Genomic DNA, 20,374 nt, shown 5'->3' on the forward strand with positions numbered 1-20,374 from the left:
CTGGAACAGCATCGGGATTCCCTCTTCGAGAGAATCCCGATCCCTCTTATTTTTTTACTTCCTCGTTATACTTATCGATGACTTCCTTCTGTGCGAGATCCTGCGCCGTCTGCAACACGGCCTTTAGATCGGTGTTCTCGTCCAAGAGCGCCTGTTGGATCGGCTTGACGATATAAGGGCTCAAGCGCGCTTTAAGGAAATATTCCAGATGCGTGTCTTTCGCAGCCGATTGAACGCCGCTCACGACCTCCGGCGGCAGGCCGTCGACGAAGCCCGTCACATCGACGTCGGTCCGAACGGAAAGCAGGTTCGGGAACATGCCGTTGTCCTTGTTGTATTGCAGCACCGATTCGAGGTACGCTTTCGACGTTATATAGGTCGCGTACGTAAAGGCCGCCTGCTGCTTTTCGGGAGAAGACTTCGGATTGAGAATCCAGTAGCTTCCGCCGACTTGCGCCGGCGCTTTGCCGGAAGGACCGACCGGCAATGCGGAAAAGCCGATGTTGTTCAGGTCTATGCCTTTGGCTACGAGGCCCCCGATCCAGTCGGATCCCGCGATCATGGAAGCCGCGCGTCCCGTATAGAAGTCCTTCTGGTTGTCGTCCAGGCTCTGAACGACGTTCTTCTGCGTTGCTTTATACTTGAATTTCAAGTCTTTGTAGTATTGCAGCGCTTGGATCGTCGCGTCGGACGTGAACGTCAATTTAGCCGTGCCGTCCGGCTGCTTCTCGGTCAGATCGCCGCCTGCTTGCCAAACGTAATACTCGAAGAACCAATCCGCCCAATCCATGCCGAGGATCGCGTAGCCGTAAGTCCCCTTGGAGGCGTCCGTCATCTTTTGCGCGGCCGCTCCGAACGAGTCCCAGTCCTTCAAGGCCGCAGCCGGATCGAGTCCCGCGTCGGCGAACATCTGCTTGTTGTACAACAGTCCCGTGACATACATGTCGTTCGGAACGCCGTAAATTTTGCCGTCCACCGTTCCGGCATTCAGGGACGAAGGCAAATAGCCGTCCTTTCCTTCGAAGCCGTTCCAAAGATCGGTAATGTCTGCCGCAATGCCCTGCGCGATGTAAGATTCCATGTCCGGGTACGGGTTCTTGTAAAGATCGGGCTGCTCCCCGCCGGCTACCGCGGTCATGAATTGCTCGCGTTCTTTTTCTTTGGTCTGCTCGACGTGAGTGACCTTGATATTCGGATACTTCGCTTCAAAAGCGGCGAAAGCTTCTTCCTTAAAGGCCTTGTCGGCCGCGTCGGCGCTCGGTTTATCCCACACGACGATCTCAACGGTTTCCGCTTGCGCGGAAGCGCTCGGAGATTCGGAGCCGGATGTGGCGGCGCTGCCATCAGGGGCGGTGTTCGTGCTCGGAGACGCATTTTCGTTACCATTGTTCCCTCCGCATGCGGCGGTCGTTAAAGCGATCGTCAGCATTAACATGGATGCAGCGGACAAGCGAATCTTCTTTTTCATTCTAGATGGCTTCCCCCTCGGGTATGTTTAGTCTTGCTTGATTAAATTATAGGTCCGCTGATTCGGAGGTTTAAGCGAATATCTTAATGGGTTATTCCGATTCGATATGAAATTTTTAAGTTGAATGAAAGCGCTCCCGGTATTGTTTGGGCGTCTCGCCGTAACACTTGCGAAAGACGCTTCCGAAATAGGCAGCGTCTTCGAAGCCGACTCTTTCCCCGATTTGATGGATTTTTAAATCCGTGTCGCTCAGCAGCTTGACAGCCATCTTCATTCGCAGCGAGGTTAAATATTCGATGAAGCTTTCGCCGTATTTTTCTTTGAACCGTTTGGAGAAGTAATTCGGATGAATGGAAAACCGCTCGCCGATGGACTGCAGGGATAATGGCTCGGCGAAATGATGATCGATATACGCCCGAACGACCTCCATCACCTCTTTCCCCGACATATCTCCGTTTCTGGCAAGACGGGCGATAACATTAGAAGCCAAATCGATCATCCGTTTTTCAATTTCGCCGAATCGCGTAATCTGTTGCAGCCAGCGCAGTATGTCGTCCAGCTCGCCGATCGTCCATTCCGCGTCTACGGCATTGGCAAGCAAATATTTATTGAACAGCAGATAGAGATCGACGCAAAACCATTCGATTTGCACGAAAACGGAATTCGGATCTTGCGCGATCGCGCCAAGGCGCCGTTTTGTCCAACGAATGATTTGATCCGCATCCAGACGATCCAACCATTCCGTAAGCAATTTGCTGTCCTCGCTGCCGATGATGGATTGCCTGTTAGCCTTATAAGGGAGTTGCGCGGTCCAATGGGATACCCGGTTTCCGCCATGGAGCACCGCGTTCCGTGCCGATTGCTTCGCTTCGCGGTAAATCTCCTGAATCCGGTCAAGCTTATCCGCGAACGGACCGATCCCGATCAGCGCGTTAATTTTTAAATACTTACGAACGCCGTAAGCGACCGTTTCGGCAGCGGAGAGAACGATTGAACGATCTTGACCCGCTTTGAGACCGAACACATATACGATTTCGCAGCGGTTGAGCGAACTATGAACGAGAAAGCCCGCGATGCCTCCGGCCTTAAACCCTTCATTAACGATGTTTTTTAGCGAGAACCAAATCAGTTCCTCTTCGTCCTCCGCGAACGAATAATGGGGTAACTTTACCGGTTCCACCTGCAAGACGACCGATGAAAAAGAAACGCAGCCGACGGACAGTTCGTCCAACAAAGGATCCGCGATGTTCGTTTCCTCTTCGTTCAATAGCCTCGTGAGCGTCTGGCTTCGCGCCGCTTCCTGCCCCGTCTCCGCTTGTTGCTGCAGCTTTAAGACCATTTTGTCGCGGTGGTTCTCCGCCTGCAGCCGATCGATTAAGCCGTTCAGGGACTCGTATAGTTCTTCGTCCTCCACCGGTTTTAAGAGATAATGGCTTACGCCGTAGCCAATCGCCTTCTTGGCGTATTCGAAATCGTCGAATCCGCTGAGAATGATATATTCCATCCGCGGATACAAGGTCTTGGCTATGCGAATGAACTCCAAGCCGTTCATTTCCGGCATCTGAATATCCGTCAACACGATATCCGGCTTCGCCGATCGAACCAATTCAAGCCCCGATACGCCATCGTCGGCCTCGCCAGCGAATAACAGCGGCAATCCCGTCTGCCGAATTTTATGGATGACGCCCTGGCGAATGATCGGCTCGTCGTCAAGAACGATATATTTCATCCTTCGTTTCCTCCTTGTGCACCTTATTCCTTAACGTCAAAGTAAACGTCGTTCCGTACGCGCTGCTGCTTTCGAAAGAAACGCCGCAATCGACGCCATATAGCAGCCTGATCCTCGCTTGAACGTTCAGCAAGCCGATAGAAGAACGGGTTTCGACCGACTCTCCGTGTTTAGGCGTTCCGGCTAACCTTGCACGGAGCCATTCCTGTCTTTCCGAATCGATCGGCATGCCGTTGTTCCAAATTTTCACCTGTACGTGATCTCCGTCTTCTATTGTCACTTCGATTCTGACGATTCCGGAATGACGGCTTCGGCTTACGCCATGGAGAATGCTGTTCTCCACGATCGGCTGCAGAAGCATCTTCGGAATCGGTGCTTGCCCCAACCCCGGTTCTACGTAAATCAAATAATCGAATTTCTCTTCGAATCGGATCTTCTGGATAGACAAATACAACCGAATTTGTTGAATTTCCATTTCCATCGTAGACATATCTTCGCCGCTGATGTTGTAACGAAACATTTTTGCAAGCGATCTGCTAATAAACGATATTCTGGCATCTCCGTCGATGGCGGATAAACTATCGATGATTCCGAGCGTATTATAAAGAAAATGAGGATTGATCTGGGATTGCAGGCTTTTGATTTCCGCGTTTTTCTTAATAATTTCAGATTCGTATACCTTCAAAATAAGACGGTTAATTTCCTTGGCCATTCGGTTGAACGACGACGTGATGTACCCTAACTCGTCATAGCTTCTAACCGGGAGGCTCACCTCGTAATTTCCAACTTCGATCGCCTTCATGCCTTTGCTTAATTCTTTAAGAGGCGTAATCGTCCGAGAGTAGAACAATCCCGCTAACAGCATGGAGAAAAGCAAGCTTAACGATCCGAATACGATGGTACTTTTCGTGAAATCGTTTACAGGTTTAATGAGCAATTTAACCGGCATCATCGTCACGAGCATCCAGTCGGAACGCTCCAATTTCTCGTAAAGGACTAAAGCCGATCCGAAATCCCTTCTTGAATAGAAATGTCCGCCTTTCGCTTTCTTGACGGACTTCAGATCATCGGGACTAAGCAGGGATTCGCCTCTTTCCGACGGAACGAGGGAATGCACGATGGTACCGTCGGTCGCCTTGACAATATACGTGCGGTTAGACTGATCTCCTTCTACTTTCTTGAACCATTGATCTAACGAATGGAAAGATAGATTGTACATCATGACTCCGATGATCGGACCCGGAGAAGTGAGCGAGATACTTCGAATGGCTTGCGTGAAAGTAAGCGTCTGCTCCATCTGATCTGCATTTAATCCATATATGGTCGATGGAACCCATACGCCTTTGCCGCTCGCTTCGATGGCTATGCGGGCAATGCGCGCCTTTTCTTCCGGCAGCATATCCGGAATCGCGTTTCCGGCTCTTAGGGAAAATCCGTTTAACTGGTCGACGGTAATCGACCACACGATGGGGTTGTCGTTCACATAAATCGTAAAGTCGCCCGTGTATTTACTCAGCGCGTCCGGGTTGCTGCCCATGCTTTGGACGAACTTCTGAAATTCAAAATCCCTAAAGTTGCTCCAAGCGAAGCCGCGAACATTCTCCAAATAGGAATTGAATGCGACCGCAGACTGCTGCATCGCTCTTTCGCTTGTCTCGACGGCCTGCCGCTTTAAATCCCCCGCCGTGCGGGAATAAAAATTCGCTACGAGCGCCGACACCGTGAGCACGATAATGAGAAAGGACGTCAGCATCATTTTTCGGTACATGGATCTGCCGAAATAGCGGAATATAAACAACGCAACCAGAGATCGTCACCGTCCTAATAGAAATGGGTCTGTTTTCTACATCTTACAACAAACCTCCGTTTTTTTTATCGATCGTTCAGCCGCCGTAATATGAAATTATGAATATAAAGATATGAAATTCATAAGGTTCGCTTTAATCGAATAAAACCGGCCGCCACAGCCCTTCAAAGAAGAGCGAGGGCGGTCGGTTTCAATCGAGGCCAATTCGCGCCGTTTGAAGTCCGGGTCAGCGCATAGGTGACATTGTCGATGAATGTCGGCAGCGTCTCCCTGTAGCACTCAGGCGTCACGTTGGCAACATAATCGAGCACGAGCAGTCCGGGATTGTCGATCTCAGCCAGAATACGCGCCAGCTCCGCCCTTGCCAAATGTCCTTCGCCGCGGTGCTCATACGCGTCTTTCCGATATAGGCTTGCGCCCCGAAGCGGCCGATATAGCCGTCGAAGCCGCACTGCCCGCTGGCCGGCATGTGGTCCATTCCCGGCGGACCCGACAATACCGCTTTAACTACGACAGTCGGGGATCACCTTAAAGGCCATCGGCGTCAGGATGGACTTGTCGTAAAGATAAGTCGCGTCGGCCGGCAGAGCAACAAAAAGAGGAGCGAAACCTCGCCCCTCCTGTTCCCGCATATGCGTATGAAGCCGCATCCTCGCAGAACCTTCTCCTATAAAATCAACGGCGTTTTGCGCGTCTTCTTCTCTCCATTTCGGCCATGCGTTGCCTTGATTTGCGCTGCCTTCTGCTATCATTGGAATATAATCTTTGATGTTTCTTAGGAGCCTGTCGTTTGCGTAACTTTTCTTTTAAAGGGATCAGGTGATCTGCAAAATACAATGGCCCGCCCGCTTCAGCGATGTCTGGCACCGATCTTTGTTGACTCACATAGTCGGGCTCTTCCAGGCTTCCCGATTCACGAATAAGTAGTATTTCTTCATTGGTAATCGGTTTTTTCACCACTAGTAAATGGAACATGATTTGGTAAGCAACATTCATCTGCGACTGTCTTAACAACGACAATTCGCCCGGTTCGTAGCCTTGTTGGAATGGAGGAAGATAGAAAAATTCCATACGCAGCACTCTGAAATCGATTGCCGGTGCATCTTCTTGCAACAATGACCAGGCCCTGTTTTCGGATAGGAAAAACTCATCCTCGTCTACAAGCGTTTCTGAACAATGCGTCCAATATCGGGGAGAGTGTTCATTGAATAGTTGCTTGTACTGCGGGTTAACGATATTCGAGCTAACATTGGAGTATGGGGCGACAATGCACACGACTGCTTTATGGTTGCATACACGGTACAGTTCCAGCATCATATTTTGTAAATTTTCAGCATATTCAAGACTGTGGGAAGCCATGACAAATTCGACACTGTGGTCTTCAAAGGGCATGGGCTTATTAAAGTCAAGCATGAGATCCGTATCTGGAAATGACGTCCGGTCGATGCCGATGCAATTCCGGAATTTATGGGCACCGCATCCCAAATCAATCCTCATCTGAAGCCCCCCTTCTCGTGTATCCTCCCTTCCCTAGCCTATTCGTTCTGCAGCATGACTGCATATGTGTTTGTCCATGCTCATTTACCTAACTTCTCCAATCCAATTTCACATCCATATTTGGAATCAGGGTCAAACAGCCGTACATAAACTAAGTAATATTGTGGCGATCTTGAATAAAGGGGGGATAAACGTGGCGTTTATTTTCCGTTTTAGCGCTAATGAAATGGGATCCATTACGTTTACGGGCAACACGCTTGGTTTGAGTCGTTCTGAAAGTTCAGCTAGACCTGCTCCGGGTACATTCGGCGCCATTGGAGCCTTCACCACCATAGATACATCCTCGCAATACTTTACGTTCCCTCCGGGCACCACCGGTGATTTTAATGCCAATCGTTCAAGTGCAGTTTTGCGTCTTCCTCCGGGAAGCAGCGTTCTTTATGCCGAATTAGTGTGGGGTGGGACTTTCGCCAATAGCGGTGCTAATCTTTCTGCATTTATAAACAAGCCCATTAACTTTACGACGCCAGATAACTTTACTTTTACGGTTTCTCAGGATCCAGCGACCGCATTTCAGGAAACTATTTTGGCGCCCGATCAAGTTTACGTACGTTCCGCGGACGTAACTTCGATTGTCCAATCCCAAGGCGCCGGAACTTATACTGTAGGCGGCGTCGTAGGGACGATTAATTTGGAGGACATTGTAGCAACCAATTGCTGCGGTTGGACTTTATGCGTGGCATTCCAGAACCCTTCGCTCCCTTTTAGAAATTTATCGATCGATGTCGGCGCTGTTGTGATCCGGCAATTCAGCGCAGGTAGCCGTATCATAATCGGCGGGTTCGGAACGCCGCTCTCTGGGCCGTTATCCGGACGTTTGGCAATTGCTGCATTGGAAGGGGATGCCGACATACCGGGGGAGCAGGTGCTTTTTGGACCTAATTCCAGCTCCATGACCTTGCTTTCCGGTCCGAATAATTTTATTAATAACTTCTTTGCTTCTCAAATTAACGACGATAATGGCTTATTGGATACGTCGGGCACCTTCGGCTTTCGTAACCAGATTAATGGTACTCCCGGAAGCAATGTCGTGGGCGGACGGCAAGGGTTAGATATTACGAATGTTGATGTTTCTGCGACCCTAGTGCAAAATCAGACGCAGGCGGAACTGTTGTTTCGTACAGACCAAGAATCTTATGTACCCATTGCCTTCGGTTTAATCATCGATATCAATGCGCCACAAATAGAGATTACAAAAACAGTTGACACCACCCAAGCTATTTTAGGGAAGGTGTTGACCTATTTTGTAGAGATTAGCAACACGGGTTCGACGAATGCCGATGTATCATTTTTAGATGTCCTCCCTTCGGGAACGTTATTTCTTCCGAATAGTGTCTTTATGAATGGAATTCAACTTCCAGATGCCAATCCGAGTGCAGGTATTCTTCTAGGCAACGTTGTGTCTGGAACTGTAATCGAACTGACTTTCCAGGTAAAGGTGATATCCCGTCCGCCGGATGATGTTATCGTCAATAACTCCCAGGCGGATTTTTCCTTTCAAGCTATTGCGGATGGCCCCATCATTGAAGGCTCCGTTTCTTCCAATGAGGTCGTCACCCCATTTCTTGCGGCAGAATTAAATCTTGTGAAAACGGTATTTCCCGAAAGCGCAGCTCCTGGCGAACCTGTCTTCTATACTTTTCTCATAGAGAATATCGGTGCCCGCGTACTAACCGACATTCGAATCATGGATCCGTTGCTTGGGTTTGAACAGACTATTTCCAGCCTTGATCCGGGAACTTCGACGAGCTTGTTTTTGGACTTTATCGTGCCTGCCGGAACCCCTGCCAAAGAAGTACTCCGTAATACAGCTACTGCAACTTCCAACGAAGCCGACCCAGTAGAGGCAACAGCTCAAATCACAGTATTGCCGGCGTATGAGCTGAAGATGATTAAAAGGCCTGACCGATTCACCGTCCAACCGGGAGAAGCGGTTAACTTTACCCTTGAGGTCACCAATCTTTCTAATGCGCCGCTGTCCAATATAATCGTCAGCGATTCCATCACCGGGTTCACTTCGGTGGTTCCTTTTATGGCTTCGCTCGAAGTGCGGAGCTTCGAAGTTCCCTTTACAGTTCCGACCGGTGTGCCGGCGGGGAGCATCCTCTCCAATGTAGCGACTGCCGACTCGAATGAAACGGGACCGGTATCCGATACGGCCGAGATCGTCATCGGAGTTCTGCCTCAGTTGACCATCTTCAAAAGCGTCAATCCGTCGACAGCCGCCCCCGGCCAAATGGTGTCGTATACGATTACTGTCGTTAATGAGGGGAATTCGCTGTTGACCAACGTGCACCTGACGGACCCTTTTCTCCGCGTAGATCAAACGTTTGACCTGAACCCAGGCGATTCCTTCCGTCTGTTGATTCCCTTTGCGGTACCATCGACCTCGGCGCAAGGAGAAGTGATCCGCAACATCGCCTCGGTAACATCCGATCAGACAGCGCAAGCATTCGCCAATGCCGACCTTGTTGTTCTTGGCCAATCGAGCTTGAGCCTGACGAAAACGGCTTCTCCCTCCAGCGCGGTTCCAGGCTCGACGATCACGTATACCTTTAGAATTGAAAATTCAGGCACAACCAAATTGAACAATGTCGTGCTGTCCGATCCGCTCCTAGGCGTCAAAGAACGGTTCGGCACGTTGACGCCAGGGGAGTTCAGAACGATCGTATTCCGTTTTACAATTCCGCTAGATGCCGTTGCCTCCTTTGTCAACACTGCTATCGTTTCCGGGGATTTTGGCGATTTTACCGTATCGGCGACAGACGATGCGTTGGTAGAATTGCTGCAGCCTGCTTTTGTGCTTACGAAGACCGTTGAACCGGAGCAAGCTCCGCCGGGCGGCACCGTCATATTCTCCTACGCGATCACCAACACGGGGAGCATCCCATTAACGAATATTACCCTTTCCGACCCGATGCTGGGATTTGCCCAGACCATATCCGTACTGGCTCCCGGGGCAACCGAAAGCGGTACGATTCCCTTTGTCATTCCAGCCGATACTTTGGCCGGCACTTCTTTTACCAACTTATTTACCGCTGCTCCGACAGAAGCTGAAGCGCAGGAATCCAGTGCTACTGTGGCTGTATTGGCGGCACCGTACATCAGTCTAGTAAAGACGACCAACCGCGCAACTGCGCTGCCTGGCGAAATCGTGGTATTTACGATCACGGTGGCTAATACCGGGAATCAGGCGCTAACTTCTGTTGGCGTAGGAGATACGCTTCTTTCCCTGGATGCAATTTTGCCTACGCTTAACGTCGGAGAGTCGCAATCCTTTGTCATTCCATTTGAAATTCCGGCGGGAACACCGAGCGGAACGATATTAAGCAACATCAGTACTGCAACGTCGGATCAGACTGAATCCGTCGAATCGGTTGCCCGTGTTATTGTAGATGCCGATCCGTTAACAATAAATGTAACGAAGACGGCCAGCAAGACAACTGCCGCTCCAGGAGACACCATTCAATATACGATTTCCGCAACGAACCCGAATGAGATCGCATTAAGTAATGCGGTGCTCTCCGATGAGCTTCTGGGAATTATCGAAAATCTCGGTACATTACTCCCAGGAGAGATCCGGACGTTAAACTTTATCTTTGAGGTTCCAGCAACCATGCTTGCGGGGACCGAGATCGTTAACACCACGGTCATTCGTTCGGATCAAACGAACTCGGCGGAAGCGACCGTCTTAACTTCCGTGATTGGCGTACCAGCTATTTCACTAGCTAAAAAATTCTCTCCCTCTGAAGGAAGACCCGGGGAGACCGTTAACGTCATCCTTACATTGAGGAATATCGGAAATACCGATCTCACGAATATTATGCTTAGAGACGAAGCTATTGGTTTGGAGATCGCCATACCTGTTCTGAGTTCAGGTTCCGAACAGCGCTTGAGTTTCCCGTTTGTCATTCCGAATATACAGGCGACTACGGTCATTACCAACACAGCTACCGTTTCCACCGACCAAACGGGAGTAAGCCAGGCCTCGGGAGAATTGAATGTCCTTGCACGCTTGCGAGCAAACTTTGTCAAAAACGTTGATCGCCGCATTGCGAGTCCTGGGGAGACCGTGACCTTCACGTTCCTATTCCAAAATCTTTCCAACACCGCCCTGACCAATGTGCGATTTGAAGATTCCATGCTGGGTATCGTTCAGACTGCAGCGGATTTACCGCCCGATATTCTGATATCGGCTTCTCGTACCTTTACGATACCGCCGGGAACGCCGGGTGGCACTATACTCCGGAATATCGCGGTGATCGAAACGGCTGAAATCCCCCGAATTGAATCCGAGGAATCCGTTAAAGTCGCCGATAGGCCTGAGCTGGAATTGAGGAAAGCAGTCTTTCCCGAGCGTGCTGTTCCCGGACAGGAAGTGTTTTACTTTCTCGAAGGCACGAACACGGGAAACGTCCCGCTGAAAAACATCCATTTTTCAGATCCCCTTCTTTCTTTCCAGGGCGTGGTGGCTAACCAGGAACCGGGCGTGACTTTGTTTATCGTTCTTCCGTTTATAGTCCCGCCTCATGCAGTACCGGGAGAAAGAGTAATGAACACCCTGTTTGTCCAGATACCAGGTCGGCCGCTGCAAACCGTATCGGCCGTTTTATCTGTCATCGCGCCACCGTTGTCCATTCTAAAGGAATCTAGTGCGGCCGAAGTGTTTGTAAGCGATACTTTCCGTTACACACTCAAAATCAGCAATACAGGTGAAATTACGGCCCGAGAAATAGTAGTGACCGATTTATTACAGGAAGGTATTAAGTTCGTTGCCAACAGCGTCATGATCAATGGCGTTCCCTCCCCTGGACTTAACCCGGAGAGAGGAATCGCCTTGGGCAATCTCCTTTCTGACCAAACGATTCTGCTCTCTTTTGAAGTGCAAGCTGTATTCGTACCGTCAACGAAGAAGGTCAACAATCTGGCACTGGCTTCCTTCTTGCCTGGCCTGTCGCGGCAACGGCAAAATATCAGCTCTAATATTGTCATTGTGCGAGTCAACGAGCACGAAGAATAAGATACAACGACATGTTGAGGTTAACGCGGTGGAATACGATTTTCTTAAACATGTATCGACGACCATGGACGAAGGTGTCAATCCTTGTGGGTTGAGCGCGCCGGTGCTCCCAGGATGCCAGACAGCATTGGCATCAAGCCGTCCGCCATACGAAGGAAGCCGAGATCGGTTGGGTGAACGCCGTCCACCGTGCATTCGTCGAAGCGGTCGCCGAGCAGCTCGTCGCCATCCTGGAAGTAAATATTCGCATCCCCTTCCTGCCTCAGGCGCTCGACCGTTTCCTTGCCGAACGCCCGGGTATCCAGCCGTCCCTGCAAGGCAGCATCGTCGAAGGCTTCCCTCGCGTAGCGAATCTTGGACACGACGAGAATAGGCACGTCGGGATGCGCCTCGCGATACAAGCCGATGAATGTCGGCAGCGTATCCCGGTAGCCCTCGGGCGTCACATTGGCAACATAATCGATCACGAGCAGCCCGGGATTGTCGATCTCGGCCAGCGTACGCGCCACCTCCGGCTCGCCCTTGCCGTTTCCCGAGAACCCTTCGTTAACGAATTCGTAAGGGAATCTGCGGCTCAAAACGTTCGTATACGCCATGCCAGGCCGGGAGGCGCAGCCGCCCTGCGTAATCGACGTGCCGTATACGATCATTTTGCGGCTATCTTCATAGGTCACCGGCGGTTCGATCATGGCCTCCGGAGCGATGCCGATCCATATCTCCCGCACGCCTTGATAGAGCGGAAGATTGATCGTCACCTCGCGTGGCAGCGCCGCCAGCCGTTCGAACAACGGATGGCAAATCTCCGTAGCCGTGGTGCTCATACGCGTCGTTCCAATATAGGCTTGCGTCCCCAAATCGCCGATATAGGCGTCGAAGCCGCATTGTCCGCTGGCCGGCATATGGTCCATCCCCGGCGGACCCGACAATACCGCCTTCACGACGACGGTCGGGGAATCGGTGCGGAAGCGAATCTGCCCGCCGGCCGGGCAGTCGGCCAGCATATCGACCGCCGGCGGCAGCGCATGCGCCGAAGCAGCGGGCAAGCGGCGGTACAGCCTCTCTTTTTTCAGCCATGGAAGTCCCGCGATCACAAACGGCTCGACGAGCGGCGACAGCCAGCGCAAGCCGTCCTCGCTCCGCTCCGCAACGATCATATTTCTATCCAGCTCCTGCGGTCTAACGCCGCCTTTATTCACCATTCACGTCGCTTCCTCTCGTAATTGCCTTCATAAGCAATACCTTCTTATCTTGCTGTTGAGAGGAGTATATTACATATTAATGGAAATTGTAAGTGCGGGTTCGCCGTCAGCGTTTCTCCGCGAGATTTCCGGTCCCGCCATAAGAAGGAAATATAAGGCAAAGCACCGTGCGAGCAAAGAGAAATCTTTGCATGCACGGTGCTTCTTGGTCGTATTCACTTTTTCCGTTCGATCGGAATCGTTTCTTGGTTTCCGTTCCAACGCATTTCCAGAACGAAGCCGTCTTCTTCCTCCATAGGCGCAACGACCGTGAATCTCCCTGTGATCTTCATATTTTTCCGAAGAATGGCGCTCTCGCCGCGCTCTTGGAAGTTGCGGCTATCCTTGAACGCATAGCCGACCGTCCCGTCGAGGGCTTCTTCTTTGCCGATGTAACGAATCTCGTAGGATTTGATGTCGGCGGAAGAATCGTAAGTAGTGCTAACCTTCCAATTGTCGCTCCTGCCCTCATACTTCGCGGGAGCGGAGCAGCCGGCATTTGCCGCAGAAGGTAATAACGGACCTATGGCCAATAAAGGACTAGACTTGGGAAGTGATCTCCATTCTATCCGACGGCGAGCGCGCAGCTCATGCCAGCGGGAGCTGCCTGCAATGGAGCGGATTTTTCGCATTGTATTTTTCGGTTAATGCGAAGGCGAGCGGTTTTTCCATATCCTCCGCCGTAAGTCTTAAGACAAGGCTTCAAGTTCATCTACGAGGCTGCCGACGAAGGCCGCGGCGTTATGGACCGGTCGCGCATCCGAGAAGTCAATGCCTGCCAGTTGGAGCAATTCAAGCGGTCTCTTGGATCCTCCCGCCTTTAATACGCGAAGCCAGCGCTCTACGGCGTCTGTCCCCTCCTCGCGGATTTGAGCCATCATAACCGTGGAGACGGTTAAACCCGCGCCATACGTATACGGATACAATCCCATGTAATAATGCGGCTGCGACATCCATGTCAAACGGGCGCCTGCGTCGATGTGTACCGCGTCTCCCCAAAAATCGGACAGCACGCCGCCTTTCATCGCGGACAATGACACTGCCGTAAGCGTCACGCCAATGTCTGCCGCCGCGTATACGCGTCTTTGCATTTCGGCTTCGAGCAAATGCGTCACAAAGTTGTGATAGTATGTATGGTTTAACTGATTCATCAAGACCGAGCGCTTCATTTCCCGACTGTCGGACCGATTGCGAAGATGCTCCGCGAGGAGCAGCTCATTGAGCGTAGATGGCGCTTCAATAAAGAATATCGAAGGACGGTAAGTCAAAAAACGCTGATGCCGTCCGGCGAGCATGAAATGACCTGCATGGCCGAGCTCGTGAGCCAGAAGGAACGCATTGCTCATATTTCCGGTCCAAGTCAGCAAGATTTTTGCCTGCTTCCCGTACGGCGTGTTGCAAAAGGCCCCGGTGGCTTTGCCTTGATTGTCGGCAAAATCGACCCAACGACGGGCGACGCCCTGCTTCATGAGCTCCGAATATTCCGGCCCCATCACCCGCGTGGCGTCTACGATCATTTGCCCCGCTTCTTTAAAGGAAATGGTAGGCATGAAAGAAGGAACATTGTCGAAGGGTACCTTTAAATCACAATATGAGAGCTGTTCCAATCCAAGGTTCTTTTGCTTCAGACGTACGAAACGGCGCATATGCGGCGCGAGTCCGCTAAATAGGGTTTCAATGATCCGCTCGTATGATTCAGCGCCGATTTGCTGAGGATGAAGCAGCATATGCGTCGCGGATTCATACCCTCGGAGCCGGGCGACGACCGTTTGCCGCTTTACTTCTCCGGCATACGCGGTGGCAATGCCATGCTTGTAGGCCTCCAGCGTGGCTGTAAAAGAACGGTAAGCCTCCTGCCTCAACACCGGATCACGGTTTAAAGCGTAATCGTTCTCGTATAATGCAAACGAAACAGGGCGAACGGCGCCTTCGCTGTCTCGCACAGCGGAAAACGCCATATCTGAAAGCTTGCTGCGTTGATAAAATTTATAAGGAAGGTTCAGCGCTTCTTGCAACGAAGCCAGCACGTATTCGCTCTCTTCCGACAGGCGGAACGGCTTGGCCTCCCGCAGATCAAGCAAATACTTGCGGAATGGCGCCAGCGCCCTTTCCTGCTGCATCGCCTCTTCGATGGTGTCGTCTTCCAATCGGAGGACGCCGGATTCCAAATCCGCCGTATAAGCCTGAAACAGCGCTGTAACTTCCCCGATCTTCCCAGCCCTATTTTGCGATTCGGCATTGCTGTTGTCTTCGGAGAGCCGAAGCTGGGCATACGCCGCCAAGTGATTGACTCGAATTCCCAACGTCTCAAATGACGTCAGTGCAGCCAGGAGCGCTTGAGCATCCCAAGTGCCTTGCCCTTTCCATGGCGCCGGCTCGTTTAATATACGCTGTATCTGTATCCGCTCCTGTTCCCATGCCTCAGGATTCGGAAATAAGTCGCTCAGATCCCACGTGCTCGACGACGGAACTGCTTTTCGACTCATCCGCTCCTGCATAACAAACCACCCTTGTCTCCGTATTGCGCATGTCGTGCGCTTCATTTCATACAGTGTATCTGAATGATCCGGTTTGGAAAACAGGTCTGCTTTGAACTAATATGGGACATTTTTGATCAATTTAGTATTTATTGAAACCGCTCCCTCCCCCGTGTTCGCTAAACTGAAAGTGACTGTCATATCGTCTCCTGCATCTGACCGACGGCGAGCGTCTTCTGCTGTCGGATATTATCCGGGCGGGCGAAGCGTTCAGAGCGGCATACGTTGCAGACATTTTTCCATTGTCTACGTGATCGACGATGCAGTGACCGTTGCGATCGTTGTGTGTATATCTTTCAAGGCTTTGTGGATTTGGACAAGCTGCTTCCACTTTTCGCTTGGCTCCTCCCTAAGATACTTGAGCCGCTTCGTCAGTTCTCTTGCTTCATCCTCAGAGAAGAAGCTTTTTAGCAGACCTCCGACTTCAAGCATCATCGTCAATAAGACGGTTTGTTGCAGCACCGGATCTTTCTCCAGCAGCTCCGCGCGTATGCGCTGAATGATTCGATCCTTTGCGGCTGGCGACGGCGCATATCGTTTAACCGGAACAAGCAGGTGCCGGTCATTGGTTTCCTGCAAATCCCCTGAATGGACAATCGGCCTCACAACCGCTTGGAAGAATTGAATGCGCCCGTTTCTATCCGTAAACATCGATTGCGCCCATTGTTTCATTGTTTTCGGCTTGGATTGTGCCATCTTGTCGAGCATCATCTTGGCAGCATCGTCCCCGTCGTAATCCGTAAGAAAAATCTCTAATTTATTTTCGTCACCCTGACGAATAACATCCGCGCTCAGCAATTCAATCAAGATCGCACCTGCGGCATAAGTTTGCATATAGGAGTTGCGCGGCTTTTTCCATGCATTATTTTCTGCACCTGACGCAAGAAGAACGAACTCTTGCGCAAGCGTATGCGACTCTTGTACGTTTGTTATCTCTGTCGTTTCTGTCATGTCCCTAACTTCCTTCCTTTTTCCGAATTTGATATCTCAATTATCCCCGCGTTCATTCCCTCACACTAGTGAATTCATTCATTGTTTACAGATGATAAATATCACGATTATTCGTTAATTACATTAAGAATCTCATATTATCCATTCTCATATGGCCCTTGCTCGCGGTTAAAACATGACCCTATAAACTAAAAAAGACTATTAGGGATGATCAAAGATCACCCTAACGGTCCTTTTTAGGTTTGGTGGATATCCAAAACTTGATTCACGTGTAATACCTGCAAATAAACATCTAATTTTGTCGATTTCAATCCATTTGAGAAGAAAAGATGCAAATACGCATTTATTTTCCTCCATCAGCAGGATTTGGGGCTTGTACTTTGAATTTACCTGCACATTTGCAGGTATTTCATCAAGCGTGGTCGGTCGGCTGAAAATTCATGTATAAATGCAGGCTTTTAGTCCCGCAACATCCGAAAAGCCCGGAGCGCTGAACGCGCGCGCACATAACTGGCCCTGAATCGTCGCCACCGATGCTATCCTTGCTGTCCTTCAATGACAACCAGCAGCACCGCCGCAGCCAGCCCTAACCGGCGGTCCAATAAGTTGTCCGTATCGTGCGAGAAGTCCAGCTTCAGTTTTCCGACGAAAGGATTGAAGTCCTGCTTAAACAGCGCAACCGGCACGCCGCCCATCTCGACATGGAACTTTTGCGGAATCAAGTTGGTTAAATATCTTCTAAGCAGCGCAAAAAACGCGCTGTCTTCCTTAATGAGCCCGATCTCTCTCTCGTTGGAATCCAGTATCGCCCACTCGTCTTTCAGCAGCGTCGACTTCACGCCCTTACGGCGAAAAGAACCTAGATTCTCGCCCGTTGTCGAGTCGACGACGTCATAGCTCGCGGAGAAATCGATGATGCTGCGCGCCTGAATGGAGATGAGCTCGTCTTGCATCGTATTGTCGGCAAACAACCGAATATCCTCTTTCAGCTTAAACGCCTTCATCTGCGAATATAACACCGGTTGTCCGTTGCTGTCGAAAATATCGACGCTCGCTCCCACAAGCGACATAATTTGTTTTCTCACAAGGTATTGCGTATGCGTAAATTTAGGATTCATGGTTAGCCTCCAGTGACTTGATTTCCATCATAAAGTCATAAAATTCGACAAATGGATGGAAAACCCTTCCTGAAGGCATGAAAAACGACAGCCGCGCTTAAGGGCCGGCTGCCGTCGTTTATTTAACGTATGTTTAACGATATCTTAAAGCATCACGGCGTCACGCGCAGAGAATCCACCAGCATATAAGAGCCCGTCTTTTTGACGGCCTTGATCGTATGGGAGCCTGCTGTCAAGCCGCTTGCGCTGTAGATCGACTGATTGACAAGGCGCGTCGCGTTGTACGTGTTGACCGTCGTCTGCAGGACGTTGTCGATATAAATGTCGACGTTGCCTTGATCCGACGCCTTCTCGCCAAGCAGTTCGATTCCCGTGCCGTTAAACGTGTATTGCGCGTAATCGTTGTTGACGGCCGTGAAGTGCACGTCGTCGTTGTAATCCCCGTAGCCTCGGCCGGCGTTCAGCGACCAGGTGCCGGAGTACGTAATGCCGGAATCCGTATTGTTGAGCTGAATACGGCTGCTGCGGACATTCAGCTTGTCGAGCAGCATGTACGTGCCCGACTTCTTCACGGCTTTGATCGTATGAGAGCCGCTCGTCAAGCCGCGGATGCTGTAGACGGTCTGCTGCGGGAGCCTCGTCGCGTTGTAAGTGCTTACCGTCTGCTTGAAGACGCCGTCGATATAAACGTCGATGTCACCTTGCGCAGAATCCTTCTCGGTAACCAGATCGACCCCCGTGCCATTGAAGGCGTATTGGAAATAATCGTTGTTCGTCATCGTATAATGGACGTCATCGTTGTAATCCCCGTAGCCGCGCGCGGTGCTGGTCGACCAGGAGCCGGAATACGTAAAGCCTGCATCCGCATCGTTCACTTCGATCGGCGCAGCTACGTTGTACGAGAGCTTGTCGAGCAGCATATACGTACCGGTCTTCTTGACCGCCTTCAACGTATGAACGCCGTTCGAGAGTCCCGAAGCGCCGTACACTTTCTGCTGTAAAAGACGCGTCGCATTGTAAGTGTTGACCGTCTGCTTCAGGACGCCGTCGATATAGATGTCGACGTTCCCTTGCGACGAATCCTTCTCGGTATACAGGTCGATGGCGGTTCCGTTAAATTTAAATTCAAAATAGTCTCCGTTCGTCTGCGTGTAATGGACGTCGTCCTTGAAATCGCCGAGACCGCGATTCCAGCTCCGCTGCCAGCTTCCCGTATAGGAGATGCCCGTGTCGTCGTCGTTGACGACATTCGCGCCGCCGTTCGTGACGACGCGCAGCATCCGGGACGCATGCGGCGCGAGATTGACGGAGCTGTAGCCCGTCGCGAACTTGCCGAGATCGGTATGCGTCCACAAGTCCCGTACCGTTGCAGAGCCGTATAAGCCGATGTCGCTCCAGTTCGCCGTCACCGTAGCCGCAGCGCTGCCCAGGTTAAACAGGGCGACCGTGTAGCTGCCGTCCCCGTTGTTCGCGTACCATACCTGCTGGCTGGTCGCGGTCGAGACCGGATGCGCCGGACGCCCCGCCTGATTGACCGCGATCACCTCGTCGTTCGTCAAGAGTCCGATGCCGAAGCTGTCCAGATTGGTCAAGTCGTTGCCCGTATAGAGCTGCGCCGACGACATCGACCACAACGTCATCGCCGTGCGGCGTTCGTCCTGGGTCAGACCGTCCATCGCCCCGTTGCCGACGTTCAGCGAGTCGAAGTCGTTCCAACCGCCCGGCCTTGCATCGCGCCACCAGACTTCAGCATCCGGAAACAGGCGGGCGATGTTGTTCCATTCGGTCAGCTTCACGCCGGGCTGATAAGCTTCGACGTCCCAATCGACGCGCCAGCCGTTTGCGTATTGCTTCCAGTAATCGACGTAGTTATGGTCCAGCGCCCAGGAGAGCTCGAACCAGATCCCATGCGAAGCAAGCGCGGTTGCCCACGCCTTCACGTCGTCGCGCGCGTCGATCGACGTATTGTTATAGCCGGAGCCTGGCGTCACGCTGTCGAACTTCACGAAGTCGATGCCCCAGGATGCGATCAAATCGGCGATGGAGTTGACGTAGCTTTGGGCGCAGGGATTCGCGAAATTGATTTTGTATCCGATGTTCCAATAGTCCGCCGTCGTAAGCGGCAAGACGGCGATATCCTGCATGTGGCAGGACGTCGTGCCGTAAATCGGCAGGTTGGCATTGTAGGCGTCCTTCGACAGCCCCGGAATCAGATAAATGCCGATTTTCTGGCCGTTGTTGTGAACGTAATCAATGACATCCTGGAAGCCGTTCGGGTATAGCGTCGTGCTGGGGATCGGCCGGCCGTACCCGTCCATGCTTCCGTTCCAGCCCGCGTCGATGTTAATGTATTCGTAGCCGTGGGACTGCAGCGTAGTATGCATGGCATCCGACTGCGCCTTGATCTGGGCTGCCGTGATAAAGGGCGTGCTGCCCGAATAAACCTGCATGCTGTAGCTGCTCCAGCCCATGTAAGGCTTCTGACCGAGTCCATTGATGGCCGCGCTGGCGACTTGCGCTTGCGGAATCGCGATTCCCGCTTGCGCCGCGAGAATGACAAAGCTCAGCAAGAGAAAGCGAAGCTTAATGAAAGGCTTGAACATGACGAACATCATCTCCCATTGTTTTGGATCGTGAAGCCACGAACAGACCGCTGAAGGGTGCGTTGATTTCCCTGCGGCCGCTTAGCAGCTACATACCGTTTTCTCCGCCGCATCCCTCCTTTTCCAGGAAGACTCGCTCTAGAGAAAAAAAGCGCCTATAAACCGAATAAATGGTAGCGCTTTCACTTTGAGCTAGATCCATTATCTATGCCTTCCTGCATTAAAAATAGGTACAATTGCGCCGTTCGGCGTACCGATGCGCCGATATCGGCTCGGCTCAGCCTTCGTGCGAGTCGTATCTGTGGTCGCGATACTCCTGCGGCGTGCAGCCGACCTGCTTTTTGAA

12 protein-coding genes are annotated in these 20,374 nt (G+C 51.5%); 1 reads left to right on the top strand and 11 read right to left on the bottom strand.

The window, feature by feature from the left end; translation table 11 throughout:
- Window positions 1–46 precede the first annotated feature (46 nt).
- The 5 genes from ACFOTD_RS29645 to ACFOTD_RS29665 form a co-directional block, all read right to left on the bottom strand.
- Complete coding sequence (locus tag ACFOTD_RS29645; RefSeq protein WP_378123569.1) at window positions 47–1,468, bottom strand: extracellular solute-binding protein; 1,422 nt, start codon at window positions 1,466–1,468, stop codon at window positions 47–49.
- 115 nt (window positions 1,469–1,583) lie between these two features.
- Window positions 1,584–3,197, bottom strand: a complete 1,614-nt coding sequence (locus ACFOTD_RS29650; RefSeq protein ID WP_378123570.1) for a response regulator — start codon at window positions 3,195–3,197, stop codon at window positions 1,584–1,586.
- Window positions 3,178–4,836 (bottom strand): cache domain-containing sensor histidine kinase, encoded by a 1,659-nt coding sequence (locus tag ACFOTD_RS29655; RefSeq protein ID WP_378123571.1) that lies wholly within the window; start codon window positions 4,834–4,836, stop codon window positions 3,178–3,180. The genes ACFOTD_RS29650 and ACFOTD_RS29655 overlap by 20 nt, the downstream gene beginning before the upstream one ends.
- Before the next feature lie 332 nt (window positions 4,837–5,168).
- Window positions 5,169–5,372: a hypothetical protein gene (locus tag ACFOTD_RS29660; RefSeq protein ID WP_378123572.1), complete on the bottom strand. Its 204-nt coding sequence runs from the start codon at window positions 5,370–5,372 to the stop codon at window positions 5,169–5,171.
- Window positions 5,373–5,679: 307 nt separating this feature from the next.
- On the bottom strand, window positions 5,680–6,501 hold the full coding sequence (locus tag ACFOTD_RS29665; protein WP_378123573.1) for a methyltransferase domain-containing protein: 822 nt from the start codon (window positions 6,499–6,501) through the stop codon (window positions 5,680–5,682).
- Window positions 6,502–6,694: 193 nt separating this feature from the next.
- On the opposite strand from ACFOTD_RS29665, the gene ACFOTD_RS29670 reads away from it, so the two are divergent.
- Window positions 6,695–11,581 (top strand): DUF7507 domain-containing protein, encoded by a 4,887-nt coding sequence (locus tag ACFOTD_RS29670; protein WP_378123574.1) that lies wholly within the window; start codon window positions 6,695–6,697, stop codon window positions 11,579–11,581.
- A 77-nt stretch (window positions 11,582–11,658) separates the two neighbouring features.
- Here ACFOTD_RS29670 and ACFOTD_RS29675 read toward each other — a convergent pair whose 3' ends face one another.
- From ACFOTD_RS29675 to ACFOTD_RS29700, 6 genes are all read right to left on the bottom strand, one after another.
- On the bottom strand, window positions 11,659–12,780 hold the full coding sequence (locus tag ACFOTD_RS29675) for an SGNH/GDSL hydrolase family protein (protein ID WP_378123575.1): 1,122 nt from the start codon (window positions 12,778–12,780) through the stop codon (window positions 11,659–11,661).
- A gap of 215 nt (window positions 12,781–12,995) precedes the next feature.
- Window positions 12,996–13,352, bottom strand: coding sequence for a hypothetical protein (locus ACFOTD_RS29680; protein WP_378123576.1), 357 nt, complete (start codon window positions 13,350–13,352; stop codon window positions 12,996–12,998).
- A gap of 156 nt (window positions 13,353–13,508) precedes the next feature.
- A complete protein-coding gene (gene pepF / locus ACFOTD_RS29685) occupies window positions 13,509–15,317 on the bottom strand; it encodes an oligoendopeptidase F (RefSeq protein WP_378123577.1) in 1,809 nt (602 codons plus the stop codon).
- Between the two features lie 285 nt (window positions 15,318–15,602).
- Complete coding sequence (locus tag ACFOTD_RS29690) at window positions 15,603–16,307, bottom strand: GOLPH3/VPS74 family protein (protein WP_378123578.1); 705 nt, start codon at window positions 16,305–16,307, stop codon at window positions 15,603–15,605.
- Between the two features lie 536 nt (window positions 16,308–16,843).
- The gene (locus ACFOTD_RS29695; RefSeq protein WP_378123579.1) at window positions 16,844–17,425 is read right to left on the bottom strand and encodes an LURP-one-related family protein; all 582 of its coding nucleotides are present in this window, start codon (window positions 17,423–17,425) and stop codon (window positions 16,844–16,846) included.
- Between the two features lie 152 nt (window positions 17,426–17,577).
- Complete coding sequence (locus tag ACFOTD_RS29700; protein WP_378123580.1) at window positions 17,578–20,028, bottom strand: glycoside hydrolase family 27 protein; 2,451 nt, start codon at window positions 20,026–20,028, stop codon at window positions 17,578–17,580.
- Window positions 20,029–20,374 lie beyond the last annotated feature (346 nt).

It is taken from the genome of Cohnella sp. GCM10012308, assembly GCF_042649185.1.
Lineage (GTDB): Bacteria > Bacillota > Bacilli > Paenibacillales > Paenibacillaceae > Cohnella.

What these genes read in the sequence shown, in the direction of transcription:
- ACFOTD_RS29695 (WP_378123579.1), bottom strand. Translation starts at nt 17,425, where the DNA reads ATGAATCCTAAATTTACGCATACGCAATACCTTGTGAGAAAACAAATT.
- ACFOTD_RS29645 (WP_378123569.1), bottom strand. Translation starts at nt 1,468, where the DNA reads ATGAAAAAGAAGATTCGCTTGTCCGCTGCATCCATGTTAATGCTGACG.
- ACFOTD_RS29650 (WP_378123570.1), bottom strand. Translation starts at nt 3,197, where the DNA reads ATGAAATATATCGTTCTTGACGACGAGCCGATCATTCGCCAGGGCGTC.
- ACFOTD_RS29690 (WP_378123578.1), bottom strand. Translation starts at nt 16,307, where the DNA reads ATGACAGAAACGACAGAGATAACAAACGTACAAGAGTCGCATACGCTT.
- pepF (WP_378123577.1), bottom strand. Translation starts at nt 15,317, where the DNA reads ATGCAGGAGCGGATGAGTCGAAAAGCAGTTCCGTCGTCGAGCACGTGG.
- ACFOTD_RS29675 (WP_378123575.1), bottom strand. Translation starts at nt 12,780, where the DNA reads ATGGTGAATAAAGGCGGCGTTAGACCGCAGGAGCTGGATAGAAATATG.
- ACFOTD_RS29665 (WP_378123573.1), bottom strand. Translation starts at nt 6,501, where the DNA reads ATGAGGATTGATTTGGGATGCGGTGCCCATAAATTCCGGAATTGCATC.
- ACFOTD_RS29700 (WP_378123580.1), bottom strand. Translation starts at nt 20,028, where the DNA reads ATGTTCAAGCCTTTCATTAAGCTTCGCTTTCTCTTGCTGAGCTTTGTC.
- ACFOTD_RS29655 (WP_378123571.1), bottom strand. Translation starts at nt 4,836, where the DNA reads ATGCAGCAGTCTGCGGTCGCATTCAATTCCTATTTGGAGAATGTTCGC.